We start from the raw sequence: 21,758 nt of genomic DNA, 5'->3' as shown, positions 1-21,758 counted from the left end.
CCTGTACTGATATGGACTTCAGCCCTTATAAAGCCTTGCTAAACCGTCTTATCCCGCTAAGTTATCAGCAGGACACAGAGACCCTGCTGGCAGGCTTATTACCCGATGCTGATGCTCAAACCCGCTACCAGCTGGCCGCTGAAATCAACCGGCTGAAAGCGCCCTGTCTGCGTGTGCTGGATTTACAGCAGCTGTTTCCGGAACAATGCCGCCAGGTATTTCATCGTGGCCTTAACCATATGCTTCCCCCCAAACTGGAGCAGCGTTTTATGCAGCTGCTGGGGCAATATAACGGTGATTATACCCGGGGCCTCTACGAAACCTTGTTGGCTGATCTGGCTGCCATGCGCAAACAACCGGCGTTGTTTAATGCTACTCCCTGGCATCAGCCCGGTTTCGGCACCCGGCGCAAAGAGCCAAGGGTGCAGTTTGTTACTCCGGCTGAGCTGCATCTTGAAGATGGCCATATTCAGGTCAATACCCTGGATATTTCAGTCAGTGGCATCATGCTGACGGTGCCCCCCGGATTGATCCTGCCCCAAAAAGTATCCGTATCTTTTCCTGCGCTTGCCGAGCTGCCGGAATTTGCCTGTCTGGCTGAGCCAAAGTGCTTTCAGCTGACACAGCTGCCTGTCTCAGCCAAAGAACAGGAAAAAACGCAGCGCCAGGAACGGGCTGCGCTGCAGCGCATAGAGCCGGACTCCGCCTGGCAAGAGGCGCTGTCATTGTTTATCGAACAAAACCGGGCACGTTACGGACAGAATGCCGAAGATCTGTATAGTACAGCGCTGGCACAGTGCTGGGGGCAGACGCTGCTGGAGTCCGGGCTGGGGCAGTCATTATTTTTTGATGAGCAGGGCGAATTACAGGAAATACTGTGCAACCGCTTCGGTAAAAAGCTGCTGGAATACTGGCGTCACGAGCAGGCAGGTGATTTGTTGCCGGTCTTGCTGCCTCCCGAACGAATTCTTGCCATGGCAGCGCGCCAGCATGAGCCTGTGTTCCTGTATGGTTTTAAACTGAAGGGTAAAAAGGACAGCTATTATTTTGCTGCCGAGCAAAGTCAGTTGTTGCAAAAGCAGTTGCTACAACAGTTTATCTGCAAAGGCCAACGTGCAGGTACCCTGCAGCTTTATCATCTGAGCATTCGGCCCGTACTGTTTACTGATCAGATCACCGAAAACCTGGATCTGCTGGGCAAGGAGCGGCTTTCACCACTCAAATGGCAATTATGGTTAACACCCTTGCCGGCACCGGAGCCCCGGACACTGCTTCCGGCAAATGGCCGTTTGCTGCTGCCCTGGCTGCTGACATCACCGGCAAAACAAATAACCCCCGTGTTATTGCGTCAGTCACCAGCCCGCAAGGAAACCCGGTTTCGTTTTGAAACGCCGGTAGAATTACTGCTGGACGACAAGCCATTACACGGTGCTAGTGAAGATATTTCCGTCGCAGGCATGAAACTGATGCTGCCGCAGCCGGTTGAGCTGACCTTGCCGGCCACTGTTCACATCAGCCTGCCGGAGCTGAACAAACTCAGCCCGGACTGGAACCTGAAAAAGTTACCCTACCGGGTAGTCAATATCAGCCAGGGCGGTAAGGTGATGCATCTGCATGCTATTCAAGGGGCTAAAGGCCACGGTGGCAGCCGTTTTTTCAGTGCACTGCTGAACCAGAACCAGGACAAGCTGCGGGCAAGAGCCGAAGGAAGCCAGCAACCCGCCTGGATGAGATGGCTGATCCGGCAGGCATTGCAGCAGCTGTCCGGACCGGCCTTTTTACTTGGCCGCAACGATGGTGGGTTTTACGTACAGGGCAGCCTGGCAAGTCCGGTGCGGCAGCGGCTGATGACCATGCTCACCGACGATAAAAGGCTGGCGCAGCTGGGATTGCTGATTACTCGTCAGCTGCTGCAATCCATGGCAAGTGCATTGCAACGGCCAGATGGCAAAAGCCATCTGGTAACCGAGTTATGGATAACAGAAAAAGCAGATCAGACTTCACTCTTGCAGGTTAACCCGGCCGCAGAGCAGCAGCAGCAACTGATGGCAGGCCAGGACAGAGTCACTGTGTGTCTTGCTGCAGTGAACCGGTTGCAATTACGTCAGCTGACGTTAAATGTACCGGAATGGAATCAGCTGGCTGAGGTATCACTCTATAAAACCCAACTGCTGGAACAAAATCTGGCGGAGCTGGCGTTACAGTGCCAGATCTTCAACATTACCGATCTGGCACGGGCAAGAGTACAGCTTAACGGGCCCGCAGCAGCCCCAACACCCCCTCAAGACTGAGCTGGTTCAGGCATACAGGTGCCTGCTCCTGTACCAGCGGCTTGGCATGCAGGGCCACGCCCAGACCGGCTTTAGCCAGCATGTGCAGATCATTGGCACCATCGCCAATGGCCACTGTCTGGCTGAGCGCCATGCCGTGCTGCTGAGCCAGCGTTTCCAGAATACGAGCCTTGGCCTCGGCATCCACTATGTCGCCCAGCACTCTGCCGGTCAGCTTGCCGTCGACAATTTCCAGGGTATTGGCAAACACGGCATCCAGCCCCAGCAGGTGCTGCAGATGGCGGGCAAAGGGCACAAAGCCACCAGAAGCAATCGCCACTTTCCAGCCCATAGCCTTAAGACCGGTCACCAGCTCGGTCAGTCCCGGCATCAGCGGCATGCGGTCAATGACAGCATCAATAATACTGGCATCGGCACCGGCCAGTGCTGCCACCCGCCGGCGCAGGCTTTCAGAAAACGGCAGTGCCCCTTCCATCGCAGCTCGGGTCACGGCGGCTACTTCTTCACCCACACCTGCCAGCGCGGCAATTTCATCTATGCATTCAATCTGAATGGCGGTGGAGTCCATATCCATCAGCACCAGACCGGGCTGGTTACTTGACGGCAGCTCAGGTACACAGGCTACATCCCAGTCGGTTGCCTGCTGCTGCAGCGCGGCCTTGAGCGCAGGAGACCAGGACGACAACCGCAGCACGGCGAGCTCACGAGTTGCCACCGTCTCTACCTTGCACAGCTCAGCGTTTACACCGGCTTCATCCAGCACCTGCAGGCTGCTGACAAATGCCTGCTTGTTCAGCTGTTCCGCCAGCAAAACCAGCCAGCCACCGGTAGCCGGCAACTGCCCTGCTATCCATTTACCCTGCTGCCAAAGATATGTTTGCTGGGCCAGCACGCCCTGCCATTGCACCACACGCTCGTGCAACTCATTTAGAAACAGTGCCACTTTTCTTCCTTTCATGACGACAAACCGGCGCTCAGGGTAGCGTATTGCTTTTTAAGCAGGCAAGAGACAATATTGGCGGTCATGAGAAAGCTTCCATCAGATTACAAACGCTGGCTCGGGCCGCTGGCAGCCTTGCTGCTGCTACTGCTGGCACTACAGCAGTGGCTGGCACTGAACCAGCTGGGCCAGCGCTGGCAGCGGCTGCCGTATCAAAACTCGGCGTCGGCCCTGGCCGACTTTGCCGAATTTCAGGCACTGCGGGCACTGACCGCCGAAGACAGCGATGCCCAGCAGCAGCTGGTCACCGAGCTCAGCCAGTCGCCTTTTGTGCTGGGGGCACGTCTGTACGACGGTGGCGGACGTCTGCTGGCCGCCGTCACCCCCAATAAAAGCAACAACAGCCGGGTTTATGTGCGTGCTATTTACCAGCAGGAGCGCATTGCCGGCTTTCTGCAACTCAATATGGCCAGTGCTGCACTGAATGATGAGCAGGTATCCATCTGGCGGCGTATATATCAGCACCTGAGCTGGCTGCTGCCCCTGACCAGCGCGCTGGGCGCTCTGCTGGTCTTTACCCTGCTCCGCCTGCGCCGGCCATCAGACTTCCAGTAACACCGACTCCAGCGCAACTTCCATCATTTGATCAAAACCGGTCTGGCGTTGGTCAGCGCTGAGTTGTTCGCCCCGCAGAATATGATCCGACACGGTACAGATGGTCAGCGCCTGAGCACCGTATTCCGCCGCCACACCATAAAGACCCGCCGCTTCCATTTCGACACCCACTATGCCGTAACGCCTGAGCAGCTCAAATAGCTCGCTCTGCGGGGTATAGAAAAGATCTGCCGAAAACAGGTTACCCACCTTGACCGGCACCCTAAGGTTATTAGCCGCCATCACTGCATTCTGAGTCAGCGCAAAGTCGGCTATGGCCGCCAGATCATGATCCATAAAGCGAGTGCGGTTCACTTTTGATTCGGTGCTGGCTCCCAGGCCAATCACCAGGTCCATCAGCCTGATGTCGTCCCGTACTGCACCGCAGGAACCTACTCGAATCAGTTTTTTTACATCAAACTCGGTGATTAGTTCCTTGGCATAAATGGACACGGAAGGAATGCCCATGCCATGACCCATCACGGATACGCTTCTGCCCTTGTAGCTGCCGGTAAAGCCCAGCATATTGCGCACTCCATTCACCTGGCGCACATTGGCAAGAAAGGTATCGGCAATGTATTTGGCCCGCAGCGGATCGCCGGGCATCAGCACAGTATCGGCAAAATCGCCACGCTCAGCCTTGATATGAGGAGTCGCCATTGTCTCTTCCCATTAACGAATAAAAAGTTCAGAGAAAGGAACGCCCGTAATTCATGGGGCTGGTTCCAAAGTAATTTGCCAGTGTCTGCCCGATATCGGCAAAGGTATCCCGCTGGCCCAGCGAACCCGGCTCAAGACCGGCACCGGTGGCCAGCACGGGAATATATTCCCGTGTATGCTCGGTGCCGGGCCAGGTGGGATCACAGCCGTGATCCGCGGTCAGGATCAGCAGATCATCAGGCGCAAGCTGGCCGAGAAGCTCGGGCAGACGACGATCAAAGGCTTCCAGCGCAGCCGCATATCCCGCCACGTTTCGTCTGTGGCCGAAGCTTGAGTCAAACTCCACAAAGTTGGTCATTATCAGGGTATTGTGGCCGGCCCGGCTCAGCTCACTCAGAGTGGCGTCAAACAAGGCATCATGGCCGCTGGCCTTGATCTTGCGGGTGATGCCGCAGTGCGCGTAAATGTCGGCGATTTTGCCGATGGACACCACCTCGCCGTTGAGCTCGTCGGTCAACTTCTGCAGCACTGTGGAAGCCGGCGGCTCAATACTGTAATCCCGGCGGTTACCGGTGCGCACAAAATCGACGGCACTCTCGCCCACAAAGGGCCGGGCAATAACCCGGCCGATGTTGTACGGCATCAGTAATTTCCGGGCAATCTCGCACAGGGCATAGAGCCGTTCCAGGCCAAAGTACTGCTCGTGGCAGGCAATCTGAAATACCGAATCGGCCGAGGTGTAGCAGATGGGTTTGCCGGTGCGCACATGCTCCTCGCCCAGCTGTTCCAGAATGGTGGTGCCCGAGGCATGGCAATTGCCGAGAATGCCCGGTAAACCAGCCTGACTGACCAGATCATTTACCAAGGATGCGGGAAAGCTGTTGTCGGTGTCGGTAAAGTAGCCCCAGTCAAACAGCACGGGCACACCGGCAATTTCCCAGTGGCCCGATGGCGTGTCCTTGCCCGACGACAGCTCGGCGGCATAGCCGTAACTGCCGGTCACTTCGGCGGGCAGCTGCACCCCTTTAGCCACTGCTCCCGTGCTGCCGGCATGGGCATGAAACAGCCCCAGCCGGGCCAGATTGGGCAAGTGAAGCGGGCCGCTGCGGCCATCATTGGCCCGGCCTTCGGCACAGGCGGCAGCAATATGCCCCAGGGTATCGGCACCGGCGTCGCCAAACTTGGCGGCATCGGGAGCGGCACCAATACCAAAAGAGTCCAGTACCAGCACAATAGCGCGTTTCATCGGGTCTCCTTCCGCCTTTACCAGCGGCATCAATCAGATCAATATCCGGCCGTTTTATTGGCGTGCTGCTCAGGTAGCTGCAACACCTTAAGCAGGTCACGCAACAGGCCGGAAGCACCAAAACGAAACCGCGCCGGCGTGGCCCAGCCCGGTCCCATTATCCGTGCGGCCAGCGCCAGATAAGCCTCTGCCTGCTCCAGCGTGCGCACTCCGCCAGCAGCCTTGAAGCCGATATGACCACCCTTGTCGCGAATCACGTTAAGCATCACTTCTGCCGCTTCAGGAGTGGCATTCACCACCACCTTGCCGGTAGAAGTTTTAATAAAGTCGGCTCCACCCTCAATGGCCAGCTCACTGGCCCGCTGTATTAAGACCGGCTCGGCCAGCGCTCCGCTTTCAATAATCACCTTGAGCAGCCGTTCACCACAGACGGCCTTGCAGGCTTTGACCATGGCCAGGCCAATGTGCTCGTCTCCGGCCATCAGCGCCCGCCAGGGAAACACCAGATCCACCTCATCAACCCCGTTTGCGATGGCTGTCCGGGTTTGCTGCACAGCAGCGGCAATATCACTATCACCCGCAGGAAAATTGGTCACGGTGGCCACGCTGATATGATTCGCCACTCCCAGCTCTTGCAGTGTAGTTTTGGCCAAAGGCACAAACCGCGCATACACACACAATGCCGCCGGGCTGCCGGCAGTGGTTACCGCACTGTGACACAGTGCAATGATATTCGCATCGGTATCGTCGTCATTAAGACTGGTCAGATCCATCAGGCTCAGGATGCGGATGGCGGAGTCTGCCTTGCTCATGGGGTTATCTCCTGTAACGATGTGTTAAAGCGCACCCAGTGCCAGAAAAAAACCGGCCAGGGTGGCAGACATCAGGTTGGACAGGGTACCTGCCAGCACTGCCTTCAGCCCCAGACGGGCAATATCGTGCCGCCGGCCGGGGGCCATACCACCCAGGCCGCCAAGCAGAATGGCGACCGAGGCCAGGTTGGCAAAGCCACAAAGAGCAAAGGAAATAATGGCGCGCGTATGTTCGCTCATGGCCTGTCCGGTACTTTCCAGCAGCAGATCGTCCGACAGATACGGGGCAAAATTCACATAAGCCACAAACTCGTTCAGCACCAGTTTCTGGCCAATAAAGGAGCCCGCCAGCCGGGCTTCCTCCCAGGGCACTCCCAGCAAAAACGCCAGCGGCGAGAACAGCCAGCCCAGTAACCACTCCAGACTGAGATTTTCCATGCCAAACCAGCCGCCAATGCCGCCCAGCATGCCGTTGATCAGAGCAATCAGGCCAATAAAGGCCAGCAGCATGGCCCCCACGTTCATCGCCAGCTTCATGCCGGCGCTGGCCCCCGAGGCGGCGGCATCAATCACGTTGGCAGGACGCTCATCGTCTGCAGTGGCGGCGTCGGCGGCACTGTGCTCCTGTGCGACCGGTTTTTCGGTTTCCGGCAGCAACAACTTGGCAAACAGCAGACCACCGGGCGCGGCCATAAAGGAAGCAGCAATCAGGTATTCCAGCGGCACCCCCAAAGAGGCATAACCCGCCAGTACGGAGCCGGCCACCGACGCCAGACCACCGCACATGACCGCGAACAACTCCGATTCGGTCATGCGGGCAATATAGGGGCGAACCACCAGGGGGGCTTCGGTCTGCCCCACAAAGATATTGGCGGTGGCCGACAGCGATTCGGTACGCGAGGTGCCCAGCGCCTTTTGCAGCGCGCCCCCCAGCAGCCGAATAATCCATTGCATGATGCCCACGTAATAAAGTACTGCAATCAGTGACGAAAAGAAGATAATGACCGGCAGCACCCGTACCGCAAAGATAAAGCCCAGGCCGCTTTCAAAGGCAGCGTCCCCCACCAGGCCGCCAAATAAAAAGCTCATGCCGTCATTGGCATAGGCAATAATCTGGGCCACCCCATCGGATAATGACGTCAGCATTTCCCGGCCGGCAGGCACATACAGAACAAGCGCTCCCAGCCCCGCCTGAATGGCAAAGGCGCCGGCCACGGTACGAAGCCGGACTGCGCTGCGGTTAGTTGAAAACAGCAGGGCAATCAGCACCAGCACCGCCATGCCCACCACACTCATGATCAGGGTCATCGCCTTCTTCCTTAAACTGAGGACCGACTCTCACAGGGTAGAGAAAAGCTGGCTATTTTCGAGCTTTATTTCAATGAAATGATGGTTTTATGAGCAAAGCCTCGTTACCACTGCAGCAATCGCGCTGCATTTTGCTCCAATGTCAGAGCCAGCTCCGGGAGCGGTTGCTGGCGAATATCCGCCAGTGCCTGCAGCACCAGCGGCAGCCTTTCCGGATGATTGGGCTGGCCCTGAAAGCCGCACAACGGCATGTCGGGAGCGTCGGTTTCCAGCACCAGAGACTCCGCTGGCATGGCAGCCATGGTATTACGGGTCTTTTGCGCCCGCTCATAGGTAATGGTGCCACCCACGCCGATATGAATACCCAGCTTCCAGAAGTTTTGTGCCTGTTGCAGCGAGCCGGCAAAGCCGTGTACCACACCGCCCACCGGCGGGTAACGACGCAGCCACTTCAGCAGCACGTCGTGGGTTTTGTGGCTGTGCATGACGACCGGCAGGCCGCGCTCGCAGGCCAGCCGGAGCTGGAATACAAAGGCGTATTCCTGCTTCTCCATGGGCACCTTGCAGGCCATATCCAGCCCGGTTTCGCCAATGGCCACACAATCGTTACCGGCGCTATTTAGCGCTGTTATCAGCTTCTGCTGCCACTGATCAGACGCCGTTTTCAGCCACCAGGGGTGCAAGCCCAGCGCATAGCGGGTGCCGGGCAACTGCCGGCACAAGCGGGGCAGTCCGGGCCACTGGGCTTCTTCCACGCCCGGGATCAGCAGCCGGTGCACACCCGCAGCCTGCGCCCGCTGCCAGTGGCCGGCCCTGTTATCGGCAAAGGCGTCAAAGTCGAAATGACAGTGAGTGTCGGTGAGTTTCATACGTTAAAACACGATATCTGCAGACTTCTTCAAGGTAGCTGTATTGTAGCTGCCACTTTAGTTGGCAGAAGGTGTGTAACACCTTTAAGGAAAAAATGACCGGAGGGGTTGCGCCGGCTAAAGCGACGCCTGATGAAGTCCTGCAGCCGTCAGGCGGCTGCAGGACTTTATACGCCTTAGTGCTCCCGGGTTTTGCTGAACTGAATATCCGGATAACGTTCCTGAGTCAGGTTCAGATTCACCATGGTGGGGGCGATATAGGTGAGGTTGTCGCCGCCGTCCAAGGCCAGGTTTGCAGATACCTTACGCTGAAATTCGTCCAGTTTTTTAGCATCACTGCCATACACCCAGCGGGCGGTGGACACGTTGACAGACTCGTACAGAGCATCAACATTATATTCTGCCTTCAGGCGGGCCACCACGACATCAAACTGCAGCACACCCACGGCACCCACAATCAGATCGTTGTTATCCAGTGGCCGGAATACCTGTACAGCACCTTCTTCCGACAACTGCACCAGTCCTTTGAGAAGCTGTTTTTGCTTGAGCGGGTCGCGCAGACGAATACGGCGGAACAGCTCAGGGGCAAAGTTGGGAATACCGGAAAACTTGAGGTCTTCACCCTGCGTAAAGGTATCACCAATCTGAATAGTGCCGTGGTTGTGCAGTCCGATAATATCGCCGGCATACGCCTCTTCCGCCCGTTCACGATCACCGGCCATAAAGGTGACTGCATCGGAAATGCTCACTGTCTTGCCAATGCGCACGTGTTTCATTTTCATGCCCTGGGTATATTTACCTGACACAATGCGCATGAAGGCAATGCGGTCCCGGTGACGAGGATCCATATTGGCCTGTATTTTGAACACAAAACCAGAGAACTTGTCGTCGTCAGCCGTCACTTCACGCTCGTGGGTCTGGCGAGGCTGAGGGGCCGGTGCCCATTGAGTCAGGCCCTGCAGCATATGATCCACACCAAAGTTGCCCAACGCAGTACCAAAAAATACCGGACACAGCTCACCGGACAGGAACAGCTCCTGATCAAACTCGTTGGAAGCCCCCATCACCAGCTCCAGCTCTTCCCGCAGCTGTTCTGCCAGGCCGTCGCCCACGGCTTCGTCCAGTTCAGGGTTGGACAGTCCCTTGATAATGCGTACATCCTGAATAGTATGTCCCTGACCGGACTGATATAAAATGGTCTCATCCCGATGCAGGTGATACACCCCTTTGAACAGCTTGCCGCTGCCAATGGGCCAGGTGACCGGCGCGCACATGATATTCAGCTCGGTTTCTACTTCGTCGAGCAGCTCCATGGGATCACGAATGTCCCGGTCAAGCTTGTTCATGAATGTAATGATGGGGGTATCCCGCAACCGGGTCACCTCCATCAACTTGCGGGTTCTGTCTTCCACCCCCTTGGCAGCATCGATCACCATCAGACAGGAATCTACTGCCGTCAGGGTGCGGTAGGTGTCTTCCGAAAAGTCTTCGTGCCCCGGCGTGTCAAGCAGATTGACCAGGCAGCCGTTATAGGGAAACTGCATCACCGACGTGGTCACAGAGATGCCCCGCTCCTTTTCCATTTCCATCCAGTCAGATTTGGCATGCTGGCCAGACCCCCGGCCCTTGACGGTGCCGGCACTCTGAATGGCCTGACCGTGCAGCAGCACTTTTTCGGTGATAGTGGTTTTACCGGCATCAGGGTGAGAAATAATGGCAAAGGTACGGCGCTTGGCAATTTCCTGCGCTATGGTGCTGTTTGACATGGTGTAATCTTCTGGGTTGACACGGACCGGAGCCGGCGGCGAAAGCGCCTTAAAACATGAAATCCGCTGGGGTTATTTGAACTGTGAGTATTTTCGCCTATTCGGCGACGCTTCACAATGCATCTGATGCCGCCTCGCACTTTCTTCCCTGGTTCTGCACCGTTATGATCGGCCTTTTCTCAGTCAGGATGGTATATGTCCCGCCTTGTCTGCCCCCGCTGTGCTCTGCCGGAACGCACCTGCCTTTGTGCCGAGGTGAACGCTCAGGCCTGCCCCTTGCCGGTGGTAGTGTTGCAACATCCGCAGGAAGCCAGACACGCCAAAAGCACAGTGCCATTACTGCAGCTGGCCCTGCCCGGCCTGCAACGGATAGTCGCAGAGCGCATGCCGCCGCTCCCGGCACCGGCACAAGGGCGCTGGTGGCTGCTGTATCCGGGAGAAAATGCCGCCGATGTGGATTCACAGCCCGGCATCAGAACCGATATTGGCGGTCTGATCGTGCTCGATGGCACCTGGCGCAAAACCCGCTTGCTGCGTTACCTTAACCCCTGGCTGAATACGCTGCCACAGCTCAGTTTCAGCCGGGCCCCTGCCGGCCGTTATCTCATGCGCAAAGGGCCCGGCGGGCAAAACTTGTCTACGCTGGAAAGCGTAGCCCATGTGCTCAATGCGCTTGCCCCGGATTTTGAACCTGCTCACCTGCACCATTTACTCACCTGCAGAGTCGCTCAGTTCAGGAGCTACCAGACCGATTGAATACCGCCCGAGAATTCATATGTAAACATAATGGCCTGATTCCGGTCTCAATCTGACGTGCCGGCATAGTTGCAGCGACAAGCAGATGCGCTATGATGTCGGCCGTTTAAAGTTCACTCGTGGGTCAAATTGGTGATCTCCCTCAGGGTAAAACTTTAAACCATTGATTAGCTGTTACTTTTTCATATCAACCCGCACTAAACCCAACCAAATGGTTGCAAATGCAAGAAAAATAACTGTTAATGAATGTTGACAAAGTTCATGTTTTTGAAAAAAATCACCACACAAATTGTCAACAGTTTAATTTTTGAACTGTATACAGTTTGATAATCACAAGGCAGCGCATGTGGTCTCAGCTCCCGCCAGTGGCAGGGCATCTGTTTCGATGCGCTAGGGTCTCAAACAATACAAATGAAACAGAGAAGGTAAGACCATCATGGAAGCGTATCTGCTGGATTTTGGTAACCTGCTGCTCCGCTGGCTGCACGTGATTGCCGCCATTGCCTGGGTAGGGGAATCCATTTATTTCGTAATGCTCGACAACGGCCTGCGTCCGCCCAAGTCTGAAGAATGCAAGAAAAAAGGCGTGTTCGGTGAAATGTGGGCCGTGCACGGCGGTGGTTTTTACCACAACCAGAAATATGCAACCAGCCCCGAGCAGCTGCCCGAAGACCTGCACTGGTCGTTCTGGAAGTCTTACACCACCTGGCTGTCAGGTTTTGGTCTGTTCACCCTGCTGTATCTGACCAAGCCCAGCTTCTACCTGGTTAACCGCAATTCTCCCTGGGAGTGGGCCGCCAACATGACTGGCTGGCAGGCTAACATTGCCGCGCTGGCATTCCTGCTGCTGGGCTGGATCGTGTATAACGAGCTGTGTAAGCGTATCAGTCCCAACATGGAGCGCGACGGCATTCTGTCCGTGGCGGTTGCTGTCATGATGGTGGTGGTGGCTTATCTGAGCACTCATATCTTCTCCGGCCGTGCTGCCTTCCTGCTGACCGGTGCGGTGATGGCTACCGCCATGTCTGCCAACGTATTCTTCTGGATTATTCCTGGCCAGCGCCGCATGGTGGCTGCCATGAAAGCCGGTGAAACGCCAAACCCGATTGACGGCAAGCGTGGCAAACAGCGTTCCGTGCACAACACCTACTTCACCCTGCCTGTTGTGCTGCTGATGCTGAGTAACCATTACTCCTTCACCTACAGCCATGAACTGTCCTGGGTGATCATGACCCTGTTCATCTTTGCAGGTGCTCTGATCCGTCAGTACTTCGTGCTGATGCACGCCGGTCACATTCGTCCGGGTTACCCGATTGCCGGTGTTGCACTGCTGCTGGTTGCTATCTGGATTGGCGCGCCCAAATCCACCCCTGCTCCTGCTGCAGTTGCTCCGGCTGCGACTCAGTCTGAAACTGCCGCTGCCGGCGAAGAGGCAGCCGCCCCTGCCGCAGCCGCAGTGACTACTGCTCAGGTACTGCAGGTAATGGAAAGCCGCTGCGTACAATGCCATGCAGCTAATCCTAGCCAACCCGGTTTTGCTGCAGCTCCTGCCGGCGTCATGCTGGATACCGAAGAGCATCTGCTGCTGCAGGCCGGTACTGTGAAGCAGGTTGTGGCTAACAAATATATGCCGCTGGGTAACATCACCGGCATGACCGATGAAGAGCGTGCTCTGGTCGCCGCCTGGAACGGTCAGTAAGCATTACACTACCTCCGTCGTTATAAAGCCCGCCTTGTGCGGGCTTTTTTGTGCCTGTTATTTTTCAGTCACGCTTAACATTGCGCTGCACAACAAGAAATAAAACAGCCTTTCTATATAAAGCCAAAAAATATACTGCAACGCAAAAATTATACTATCATTGCTTTGCTTCAGCCTTAAATGGCACCACCTTAATAAGGAATCCGTGATGAACAGCATGACTCAGGATATGCAAGGCAATGTATGTGTGGTCACCGGCGCTGCCCGCGGGCTGGGCCGCTGTATCAGTGAAACCCTGGCTCAGGCCGGCGCAAACCGGGTCTACGCCTGTGATATCGATATGACACCAGCAGAAAACTGGCTGAGAGAGTATGACAATGTTACTGCTGTTACGCTGAATGTATGTGACAAAACTGCGCTGGCACGACTTAATGAACGCATTTACAGCGAGCAGCGCCGCCTAGATGTGCTGGTAAACAACGCGGGCATTACCCGGGATGCTCTGCTCGGCAGCATGACTGAAGCCGACTGGAACAGCGTGCTGGAGGTCAATCTGAAGGGAGTATTTTTAACGACTCAGGCCATGCTGCCACTGATGCAGCAGCATCACAGCGGCAGTATTATCAGCATTTCTTCCATCGTGGGCACCGACGGTAATATCGGCCAGAGCAACTACGCTGCCAGTAAGGGCGGTATTATTGCCATGACCAAAGGCTGGGCAAAAGAACTGGCCCGGGGCGGCGCAAACATAAGAGCCAACTGCATCGCCCCCGGCTTTATCAATACCGAAATGACCCAGGCGGTGCCGCAAAAGGTGCTGGATAAACTGACTGCCCGCATTCCCCTTGGCCACCTGGGGGAGCCTGCAGACATTGCCCAGGGCGTGTTGTTTCTGGCCAGTGCCCGCGCCCGTTACATTACCGGGCAGGTGCTGAAAATTGATGGGGGCCTGGTGCTTTAAAGCACCTCGGCGCGGTTGCCCAGGTGCAGCCGCTGCCGCAGCCGGCGGGCTGCCACATCGACCAGTATGTTCAGTCCGGCGCACACCAGCAGCAGCGCCATGGCCCGGTCAAAACGAAATTCACTGAAGGCCGAATCAATAAAAAAGCCCAGCGTGGGAATACCCAGCATGCCCAGAATTGCCGTTTCGCGGATCAGGTTCTCAAAACGATACAGACTGTAGGCCATAAAGGCACGATACAGCCGGGGCAGCACCTCAAAAAAATACAGATTGAGACCGCCCGGTGCATCTTCCCGCAGGCTCAGGGTGTTGAGATGATGCCCGAGCAGATGAGCGATGATGGCCCCGTTATGCAGCCCCAGCGCCAGCATGGCCGGCAGCATGCCCGGCCCCAGCAGCAACATGCCTACAAAGGCCAGTAAATACTCTGGCAGTGAGCGCATCAGCACCAGCCAGCCATGACTGGCGTGCCGGCTGACGGCATTGCCAAAACGCCGGGAAATGGCCGGAAACCATACCAGTGCCAGTATACCGGTCAGTACCAGTGACACCAGTGCCAGCACCAGGGTGTTGGCAAGTCCGGGCCCTGCCTGCTGCTGCCATAACTGCGCCCACCAGGGCCAGAGCCCGGCCCAGTCCCCTGCCCTCAGCGGAGCCGGAATAATGTCTTCGGTAAAAAAACGGGCCATCAGCGACCAGTTCAGGCTGGCCACCGGCGGCAGCCAGATAATGGCGGCCAGCAGATAAAGCGGCACCAGCCGGCTTCGCAACCACCAGCGCAGGGTAGCGATAATCAGCACCAGCGCATAAAAAAAAGCGGCGGCTTCATCGTAATATCCCTGCCGCAACAAAGATTCAAGATGGTAGCCCAGGGTGGGCAGACCAATGAAACCCAGCACCGCGGAGCTGCGAATACCACACTCCAGCCGGTATCCGGTGTAAGTCGCCATCTGCCGCCAGCACAGCGGTAATTGCAGATAGACAAGCCGGGTCAAGCGGCCAAAGCCCGCCGCCAGTGCCTGCTCGGGGGCCGGATCTGCTTCTTCAAACAGCTCACCGTAAATCTTGGCAAAGGTGCCCGCGTAGGGCAGTGCGATGGCCAGTACACCCGCCAGCGCCGACAGCCCCAGCAGTTGCATAAACAGCAAAGCCCAGAACAGCTCGTGCACTGCCCGCAGTCCTGCTGCCAGCCGGCGCACCCCCGCCGATCGATAGCCGCAGGCGAGGCCCAGCCCCAACACAGCCCCCAGCGCCACCCCCTGCAGAGCAAAGGAAAGCGTATTGGCCAATGCGGCCAGCAGTACTTCTGTATCTGGCCAGGCAGGTAGCAATAAGCCGGCACCAAGACGGCTCAGCTCAAACCAGGGATCGACAGCAGTAATGGAAAAATCCGCCCAGGGCAGACACAGCAGCGCCAGCGCCACAAACAACAGGCTGGTTCGCCCCATTGAAGCAGAAGTTGTCATGAGGAAGTATATAAAGCCCGTAATTGGGCAGGCGTCAGATCACGGCTGGGCGCATCCAGCACCAGCCTTCCCCGGCGCAGTCCCACAATGCGAGTGCAGTGAGTAAGAGCCTGCTCCACGTTGTGCAGCGCCAGTACCACCGTCTGGTGGCGTTCGCACACCAATGTGAGCAGGTCGGCAGCCTGACGCTCATCCAGCGCCGACACCGGCTCATCACCAATGAACACCGGCTTTTGCTGATACAGGGCCCGGCCCAGACTGACCCGGCTTTGCTGACCACCGGATAACGCTCCTGCCGGTTGCCATAGCTGACCGGAAAGACCCAGCCGGCTGGCCAGCCCGGTAATTTCTTTTTTGGGCCCGGCCAATGGCTTCACCAGATTGGCCAGGTTATACCAGAACGGATTGCCTGCCAGTCGCCCCATATAAATGTTGTGAAAGGTACTCAGCACAGGCACCAGGCCGGGCTGCTGCGGACACCAAGCAACTTCATCCGGCCGCAGTTCACGCAGCCGGCGCAGTAGCGTGCTTTTACCGGTGCCCGACTCACCCAGCAGGGCGATTTTGTCTCCCTGCCTTACATTCAGATTCAGCGCTTCCAATACCGGCTGCCCGGCATAGCCAAGGCTGGCATCATGGAACTGAAACAGGCTGGCAGGCTCGCTCATTATTGTTCAGGATCCATAATGCCAATGGCCACGGCAGTATCACGAATGGGCGCGTAATCGTCGTTGGTCGCATTCACAAAACCGGAGCGGGGAAAGGCAGCCAGCAGCTCGGGATCTTTCATCTCCAGCAGTGCCTGCTTCACTTTTTCTTTAAAGCCGTCACCAAAGCGGGCATTTACATCACCACGAATACTCCACTGATAATCGGGATACTCCGGGCTGGTCCAGATCACTTTAACCTTACTTTCATCAATATTGCCCTTTTCCAGCTCGGCATCCCATACTGCGTAGTTCACGGCACCCACTTCATAGGCACCGGACTGCACCAGACTGATGGTGCGGTTGTGATCACCGGAGAAGCCCACCCGGGAGAACAAGGTTTCAGGAGCCTGCTCAAAGTGCTCACGCAAAAAGAACTCGGGCATCAGGCGGCCGGAGGTAGAGCCCTTGTCGCCAAAGGTAAAGCGCTTGCCGGCCAGTTCAGCAGGTAACTGCTCACTTGCAGCCAGGCCCGTGCTTTCATGAGCAATCAGATAGCTGACAAAAGCTGTGTCTTCCGCACCTTGTGCAATCGCTTCACTGCCGGGCACCAGTTCCCGGGCCTGCACGCCGGTCAGGCCGCCAAACCAGGCCAGCTGAACCTGATCGTTACGAAAAGCGCTGACCGCGGCCGGATAACTTTTTACCGGAACATATTTCACGTCTACGTTCAGCTGCTCGGAAAGATAGTCGGCAATTTTGCCAAAACGCTCGGTCAGACGGCGCTCATCCTGATCCGGAATGGCAGTAAACACAAAGGTCTCAGCCTGACTCAGACCACTCAGACACAGGGCAGCCAGCCCCATCAGACGTACGGGTACAGAAATACTCATGTTCGGTTCCTTTTAAACAAGAAAGACCGGCATTATAGCCGAAAACAGCCCGGTTCAGAGTCCAATCCAGCCATTAACCAGTGTCATATAGACCAGAGTACCCGCCAGAATGCTGGTCAGCGCCTGCCGCCGCCATAATTGCAGCACCGCCACGACCACAACGGCAATTAACTGATCCCGGCCATCGGCAGGAGAACTCCAGTGATGCACTCCTACCGCATACAGGGTCAGTAATACCATCATGGCCACCGGAAGCCGCCGGCCCAGGACCTGAATACGATGATGATGAGCAATAACGCCTCTGGCTACAAAGGGAAATGCGCGCAGAGCAAAGGTAACGCCCCCCATGATCAGCGCGGCCCACAGATAATCCACATCAGACATGCGCCGGCTTCTCCTTTTTCTTGTGCTCGGGCCAGGCCAGCAATACCAGCACCAGCATAAGGGAGGCAGCCAGCAGGAAGTACTCACTCATCCAAATGGCAGAGACAGCCGCAGCCATCACGCCCAGCGCTACTGCTCCCCAGTCTTTTCTGGCGCGGATCTGCTCTACTGCCAGCACGGTAAACAGTGCTGTCAGAGCAAAATCCAGCCCCTGCAGGCCCGGCGGTAATCCCTTTGCCAGCACCATGCCAATCAGGGTACCCAGCACCCAGTAGCTTTGATTGAGCAATACCACCCAAAGTGCGGTTTCAGGATCTTTTACTCTGCCCGAGGCACTGAGCAGAGAATAGGTTTCGTCGGTAATGCCAAAAATAAAGTACTGCCGGCCAATCACGCCTTTGGGCAGCAAATGATAAAGCGACAGGCCATAGAACAAGTGACGGAAATTGACCAGCAGCGCTGCTACTGCCAGATCAACCCAGCCAATGCCGGCAGCCAGCAAGCCCACCGCCAGATACTGCATGGCACCGGCATACACCAGCACACTCATCAGCGGTGCCCAGTACCAGGTCAGCCCGGCATCCACCCAAAGCACGCCAAACACGGCTCCCAGCGGCAAATATCCCATCATCACCGGCAGTGTCAGCGACACTAGCCCGCCTTTGCTTGTCATTATTCTGCTCCTTTATTTAATCCTTTGTAAAATAAGGGTTTATTAATGAATTGGCAATCAGCAAGGCCAGCCCCGGCCTATATCCATGCTCTGATTGACTGGCGTATCTGGCCGGCTGTGCATAATCTTGAACTCATTCATTTTTAACGGACTTTCTTTATGGGCGTCATATCACTGTTTTCTGCCAGAGCCAGCATGCTGGTTACTGTACTGGCTCTGGGTGTCAGCACAACGCCGGTGTTGGCACAGGCCCAACAAAACGTTTCAGAGGATGCCGTATTAGCCGCGCTGGAAAAACTGCCCGGCTACATTGCCAGCACTCAGCAGCGCAGTGGCGTACCGGGCATTGCCGTGGCCGTGGTGCATAATAATAAAACCCTGTTCGCCAAAGGGTTTGGTATCAGAAAGAAAGGCGAACCCGGGGCGGTGGACGAACATACCGTGTTTCAGCTGGCGTCTTTGTCCAAACCCATCAGTGCTACCATTGCCGCGACCCAGATCACTCAGGGCAAGCTCGGCTGGCATGATCCGGTGTCAGACTATTTACCCGATTTTGCACTGGCCTCAGCCTATGTAACCAGGCAGGCCACCATAGGGGACTTGATGGCGCACCGCTCTGGCCTGCCCGCTGCCGCCGGCGACGAGCTGGAAGATATCGGCTTTTCCAGAGCGCAGATTATAGCCAGGCTGCAGCAACAGCCCCTGACCGCTTTTCGCCTGTCTCATGCTTATGCCAATTTCAGCACTACCACTGCTGCAGAAGCCGTTGCTGCAGCCGCAAACACCAGCTGGGAACAACTGGCTGAAGCCAGCCTGTTTCAGCCGCTGGGCATGACGCGCACCAGTGCGCGCTATCAGGATTATCTGGCGCATGATAACCGGGCCAGCTTGCATGCATTTGAAAATGAGCAGTTTCAGCCGCTCTATCAGCGAACTCCGGATGCTCAGTCCCCTGCCGGTGGTGTGTCCTCATCGGTTGCTGATCTGGCACTGTGGCTGAAATTACTGCTCAACACCGGCAAGGGGGAATCAGCTTTACTGACACAAGCGGCCCTGCTGCCGGCCATGAGCCCGCAAACTCTGCATAAACCGCTGCCCAGTCTGCTGAAACCACCCTCTTTTTATGGTTATGGGTTTAATGTGGGGTTTGATGAAGCCGGCGATCTGCGCCTGGGCCACTCGGGAGCATTTTTGCTGGGTGCCAGCACGGCGTTTCAGCTCTGGCCGGCCGCAGACATAGGTATGGTCGTGCTCACCAACGGCGGCCCTGTGGGCGTGCCTGAAAGCCTGATTGCCGATTTTACCGATACAGTACGCTATGGCAGCCCGCAACGTGACTGGTATGCTGCCTACCGTGAGCCCATGAAAACCCTGTATCAGCCGGTGGGAGATCTGGCAGGCCAGCAAGCCCCGACATCTCCCACGCCGGCACAGGCAAATGAATCTTATACCGGTGAATATAAAAGCACATATTTTGGCCCCGCCGTTATCACTCAGCAACAAGGGGCACTATTGCTGACATTGGGGCCGGCCAGAGTGCCGCTGCCCCTTACTCACTGGAGTGGTAACACCTTTGCCATTGAACCCAATAATGAAAATGCGCCTGCAGGTTCGCGCAGCTCGGTGCATTTCACTGTGGAAAATGGCAAGGCGACCGGCTTTACCATCGCTTATCTGGATCAGCACGGCCTGGCTCGATGGCAACGTTGATGGGAAAATGCAACATAAACACTGTGCCCCTGTTATCGCTGCGCACGCTGACGTTACCGCCATGCAGCTGCATGATGGAGTCGACAATGGCCAGCCCGAGGCCACCCGTATCCCCTCCCTGAGTGCGGGAAGGATCACAGCGATAAAAGCGGTCGAACAGCCGGGGCAGGTGCTCAGCGGCAATGGCCGGCCCGTGATTGTGTACGCTGATCACAGTGCTGTTGCTAGTGTGTTCACTGCCAATCACTATAGGCTGTCCCGGCTCACCATAACGCAAGGCATTGGCCAGCAAATTGGCCAGCGCCCGGCGCAGCAGCTCCTGATCAGCCCACACTTCACCGTGGGCCTGGTTAACCAGGCTGGTATCAGCCTCTTCTGCCATGCCTTCAAAATATTCACACAACTGTTCAACCAGCATAGACAGGGTGACCGCTTCAGCTTGAATCACTGCCTGAGGCTGCTCGGTGCGAGCCAGAAAAAGCATACTGTTAATCATACGGCTCAGCCGTTGATACTCTTCCAGGTGAGACGCCAGCAAACTTTCATACTCTTCCGTACTGCGGTTTCGGCGTAAAACATGTTCGGTATGCCCCATCAGATTACTGAGCGGAGTGCGGACCTCATGAGCCAGATCTTCCGAAAAACGCGACAGCCTGCCAAACCCCTCTTCCAGGCGAGCAAGCATATGGTTGAGACTATGGCCAAGTTCACGCAGCTCTTCAGGTAATTGCCGTGTATTCAGACGCCGGTGCAGCTCGCGAACATCAATGGCTCCTGCCTGCTTAGCCAGCCGTCGTACCGGCATCAAGCCACGCCGGCTGACCAGCCAACCCAATAAAAATGCTATCAGCGCCCCTCCTGCCAGCGCCAGTAACAAACGCAGGCGGTAGGCGGCCAGCATCTGCTCTCTTGGCGCCAGCAGCTTGCCCGCCACCAACATCAGATTAAGGTTACCTTGTTTAAGGTAATGCCACGCAAGGCGGGCATTACCTTCCTCGTTATAACCCAGACGGGTTTGCCCGGCGGAAAGGCCAACAGGTACCGATAGTCCGGCCGGATTCACCGAGATCAGTACTTCACCATCCTGATCCAGCACCCATAACAGGCTGTCTTCATTGCCCAGCATATTGGCATAAAGCGTAGGCCGGTCGCGTAAATCCTTGATACTGTCACTGCTTGTCAACAGCGCCTGCATGTGTTCCAGACGCCCGAGCAGGCTCTGATCATCCCGCCAGGCCAGTTCACGCTCCAGTGAAAAATAGAGATAAAAACCAATACTGCCCAGCAGCACGGCACTGACCAGCGCAAACATCAGTGCCAGCCTGAAACTTAACGAAGACAGGATCTGTTTCATTCTCTCAGCTCACAGACATAGCCCATGCCACGCACAGTATGAATGACCCTGGGCTCAAAGCCGTCGTCAATTTTGGCCCGCAACCGGCGAATGGCAACGTCTACCACATTGGTGTCACTGTCAAAATTCATATGCCATACCTGTGACGCAATATAAGTACGCGACAGTACCTCGCCCTGATGAGACAGCAGCAGCTGTAACAAAGTAAATTCCTTATTGGTAAGATCAATGCGCTGCCCGCTGCGGCTGACCCGGCGTGCCAGCGGATCCAGCTGCAGATCCGCCAGCTGATAAAACACCGGCTCGGCCGGCTTGCCCCGGCGCAACAACTTGCGGGCCCGGGCCAGCAGCTCGGCGAACGAAAACGGCTTGGCCAGATAGTCATCGGCCCCCTGCTCCAGGCCACGAACCTTATCTTCCACCGCATCCCGGGCACTCAGGCAAATAACGGGCGTATCGCTTTCGCTGCGAATAAACTGTAACAACTGCCAGCCATTCAGCCCCGGCAGCATAATGTCCAGGATCACCAGATCAAAGACGCTTTCTTCCAGCAGATAGCGCCCCTCCAGCCCGTCTTTGGCTATCTCGACCTGATAACCGGACTCGGTAAACCCCTTTTTAAGGTAATCGGAAATTTTGGCTTCGTCTTCTACTACCAGAATGCGCATA

Annotated in this window: 20 protein-coding genes; 6 read left to right on the top strand and 14 right to left on the bottom strand. The window is 56.3% G+C overall.

Annotation, left to right across the window (positions count from 1 at the left end):
* Window positions 1–11: 11 nt before the first annotated feature.
* Entirely contained in the window at window positions 12–2,291 is a 2,280-nt protein-coding gene (locus R0I78_RS14550; RefSeq protein WP_317075835.1) for a PilZ domain-containing protein, read from the top strand.
* On the opposite strand, the gene serB is transcribed toward R0I78_RS14550, so the two are convergent.
* A complete protein-coding gene (gene serB / locus R0I78_RS14545; protein ID WP_410506593.1) occupies window positions 2,251–3,228 on the bottom strand; it encodes a phosphoserine phosphatase SerB in 978 nt (325 codons plus the stop codon). The genes R0I78_RS14550 and serB overlap by 41 nt on opposite strands.
* Before the next feature lie 87 nt (window positions 3,229–3,315).
* On the opposite strand from serB, the gene R0I78_RS14540 reads away from it, so the two are divergent.
* Complete coding sequence (locus tag R0I78_RS14540) at window positions 3,316–3,846, top strand: hypothetical protein (protein ID WP_317075833.1); 531 nt, start codon at window positions 3,316–3,318, stop codon at window positions 3,844–3,846.
* On the opposite strand, the gene deoD is transcribed toward R0I78_RS14540, so the two are convergent.
* The 6 genes from deoD to prfC all read right to left on the bottom strand — a co-directional run bounded on the left by deoD (window position 3,832) and on the right by prfC (window position 10,546).
* On the bottom strand, window positions 3,832–4,545 hold the full coding sequence (deoD, locus tag R0I78_RS14535) for a purine-nucleoside phosphorylase (RefSeq protein WP_019935234.1): 714 nt from the start codon (window positions 4,543–4,545) through the stop codon (window positions 3,832–3,834). The two genes, R0I78_RS14540 and deoD, sit on opposite strands and share 15 nt — an antisense overlap.
* A gap of 28 nt (window positions 4,546–4,573) precedes the next feature.
* Window positions 4,574–5,791 carry a phosphopentomutase gene (locus R0I78_RS14530; RefSeq protein ID WP_317075832.1) on the bottom strand — a complete coding sequence of 406 codons (1,218 nt, stop codon included), beginning with the start codon at window positions 5,789–5,791 and terminating at the stop codon, window positions 4,574–4,576.
* A gap of 38 nt (window positions 5,792–5,829) precedes the next feature.
* Window positions 5,830–6,603, bottom strand: coding sequence for a deoxyribose-phosphate aldolase (gene deoC, locus R0I78_RS14525; protein WP_317075831.1), 774 nt, complete (start codon window positions 6,601–6,603; stop codon window positions 5,830–5,832).
* Window positions 6,604–6,627: 24 nt separating this feature from the next.
* On the bottom strand, window positions 6,628–7,911 hold the full coding sequence (locus R0I78_RS14520; protein ID WP_019935231.1) for a NupC/NupG family nucleoside CNT transporter: 1,284 nt from the start codon (window positions 7,909–7,911) through the stop codon (window positions 6,628–6,630).
* A gap of 104 nt (window positions 7,912–8,015) precedes the next feature.
* Window positions 8,016–8,780: a TatD family hydrolase gene (locus tag R0I78_RS14515; RefSeq protein ID WP_317075830.1), complete on the bottom strand. Its 765-nt coding sequence runs from the start codon at window positions 8,778–8,780 to the stop codon at window positions 8,016–8,018.
* Between the two features lie 176 nt (window positions 8,781–8,956).
* Window positions 8,957–10,546, bottom strand: a complete 1,590-nt coding sequence (gene prfC, locus R0I78_RS14510; RefSeq protein WP_019935229.1) for a peptide chain release factor 3 — start codon at window positions 10,544–10,546, stop codon at window positions 8,957–8,959.
* 195 nt (window positions 10,547–10,741) lie between these two features.
* On the opposite strand from prfC, the gene R0I78_RS14505 reads away from it, so the two are divergent.
* The 3 genes from R0I78_RS14505 to fabG all read left to right on the top strand — a co-directional run bounded on the left by R0I78_RS14505 (window position 10,742) and on the right by fabG (window position 13,962).
* Window positions 10,742–11,302 (top strand): tRNA-uridine aminocarboxypropyltransferase, encoded by a 561-nt coding sequence (locus R0I78_RS14505; protein WP_317075829.1) that lies wholly within the window; start codon window positions 10,742–10,744, stop codon window positions 11,300–11,302.
* A 436-nt stretch (window positions 11,303–11,738) separates the two neighbouring features.
* Window positions 11,739–13,001, top strand: a complete 1,263-nt coding sequence (locus R0I78_RS14500) for a urate hydroxylase PuuD (protein WP_019935227.1) — start codon at window positions 11,739–11,741, stop codon at window positions 12,999–13,001.
* A 208-nt stretch (window positions 13,002–13,209) separates the two neighbouring features.
* Window positions 13,210–13,962 (top strand): 3-oxoacyl-ACP reductase FabG, encoded by a 753-nt coding sequence (fabG, locus tag R0I78_RS14495; protein ID WP_317075828.1) that lies wholly within the window; start codon window positions 13,210–13,212, stop codon window positions 13,960–13,962.
* Here the strand turns inward: fabG and R0I78_RS14490 are convergent.
* Genes R0I78_RS14490 through R0I78_RS14470 form a run of 5 tightly spaced genes read right to left on the bottom strand, consistent with a single transcriptional unit; the run spans window position 13,959 to window position 18,025 of the window.
* Entirely contained in the window at window positions 13,959–15,428 is a 1,470-nt protein-coding gene (locus R0I78_RS14490; protein ID WP_317075827.1) for an ABC transporter permease, read from the bottom strand. The two genes, fabG and R0I78_RS14490, sit on opposite strands and share 4 nt — an antisense overlap.
* Window positions 15,425–16,096, bottom strand: a complete 672-nt coding sequence (locus R0I78_RS14485; RefSeq protein ID WP_019935224.1) for an ATP-binding cassette domain-containing protein — start codon at window positions 16,094–16,096, stop codon at window positions 15,425–15,427. Before R0I78_RS14485 ends, R0I78_RS14490 begins: the two co-directional genes overlap by 4 nt.
* Window positions 16,096–16,968: a putative selenate ABC transporter substrate-binding protein gene (locus tag R0I78_RS14480; protein WP_019935223.1), complete on the bottom strand. Its 873-nt coding sequence runs from the start codon at window positions 16,966–16,968 to the stop codon at window positions 16,096–16,098. Before R0I78_RS14480 ends, R0I78_RS14485 begins: the two co-directional genes overlap by 1 nt.
* 54 nt (window positions 16,969–17,022) lie before the next feature.
* Entirely contained in the window at window positions 17,023–17,352 is a 330-nt protein-coding gene (locus R0I78_RS14475; RefSeq protein ID WP_317075826.1) for a branched-chain amino acid transporter permease, read from the bottom strand.
* Window positions 17,345–18,025, bottom strand: coding sequence for an AzlC family ABC transporter permease (locus tag R0I78_RS14470; RefSeq protein ID WP_317075825.1), 681 nt, complete (start codon window positions 18,023–18,025; stop codon window positions 17,345–17,347). The genes R0I78_RS14475 and R0I78_RS14470 overlap by 8 nt, the downstream gene beginning before the upstream one ends.
* A gap of 159 nt (window positions 18,026–18,184) precedes the next feature.
* On the opposite strand from R0I78_RS14470, the gene R0I78_RS14465 reads away from it, so the two are divergent.
* A complete protein-coding gene (locus R0I78_RS14465; protein WP_317075824.1) occupies window positions 18,185–19,735 on the top strand; it encodes a serine hydrolase in 1,551 nt (516 codons plus the stop codon).
* Here the strand turns inward: R0I78_RS14465 and R0I78_RS14460 are convergent.
* Both R0I78_RS14460 and R0I78_RS14455 read right to left on the bottom strand, forming a co-directional pair.
* On the bottom strand, window positions 19,686–21,089 hold the full coding sequence (locus R0I78_RS14460) for a heavy metal sensor histidine kinase (RefSeq protein WP_317075823.1): 1,404 nt from the start codon (window positions 21,087–21,089) through the stop codon (window positions 19,686–19,688). The genes R0I78_RS14465 and R0I78_RS14460 overlap by 50 nt on opposite strands.
* On the bottom strand, window positions 21,086–21,757 hold the full coding sequence (locus R0I78_RS14455) for a heavy metal response regulator transcription factor (protein WP_317075822.1): 672 nt from the start codon (window positions 21,755–21,757) through the stop codon (window positions 21,086–21,088). The genes R0I78_RS14460 and R0I78_RS14455 overlap by 4 nt, the downstream gene beginning before the upstream one ends.
* Window position 21,758: the final 1 nt, after the last annotated feature.

It is taken from the genome of Oceanimonas sp. CAM02 (assembly GCF_032842915.1).
GTDB classification, from domain to species: domain Bacteria; phylum Pseudomonadota; class Gammaproteobacteria; order Enterobacterales; family Aeromonadaceae; genus Oceanimonas; species Oceanimonas smirnovii.
This window is presented reverse-complemented; position numbering and strand designations above follow the sequence as displayed.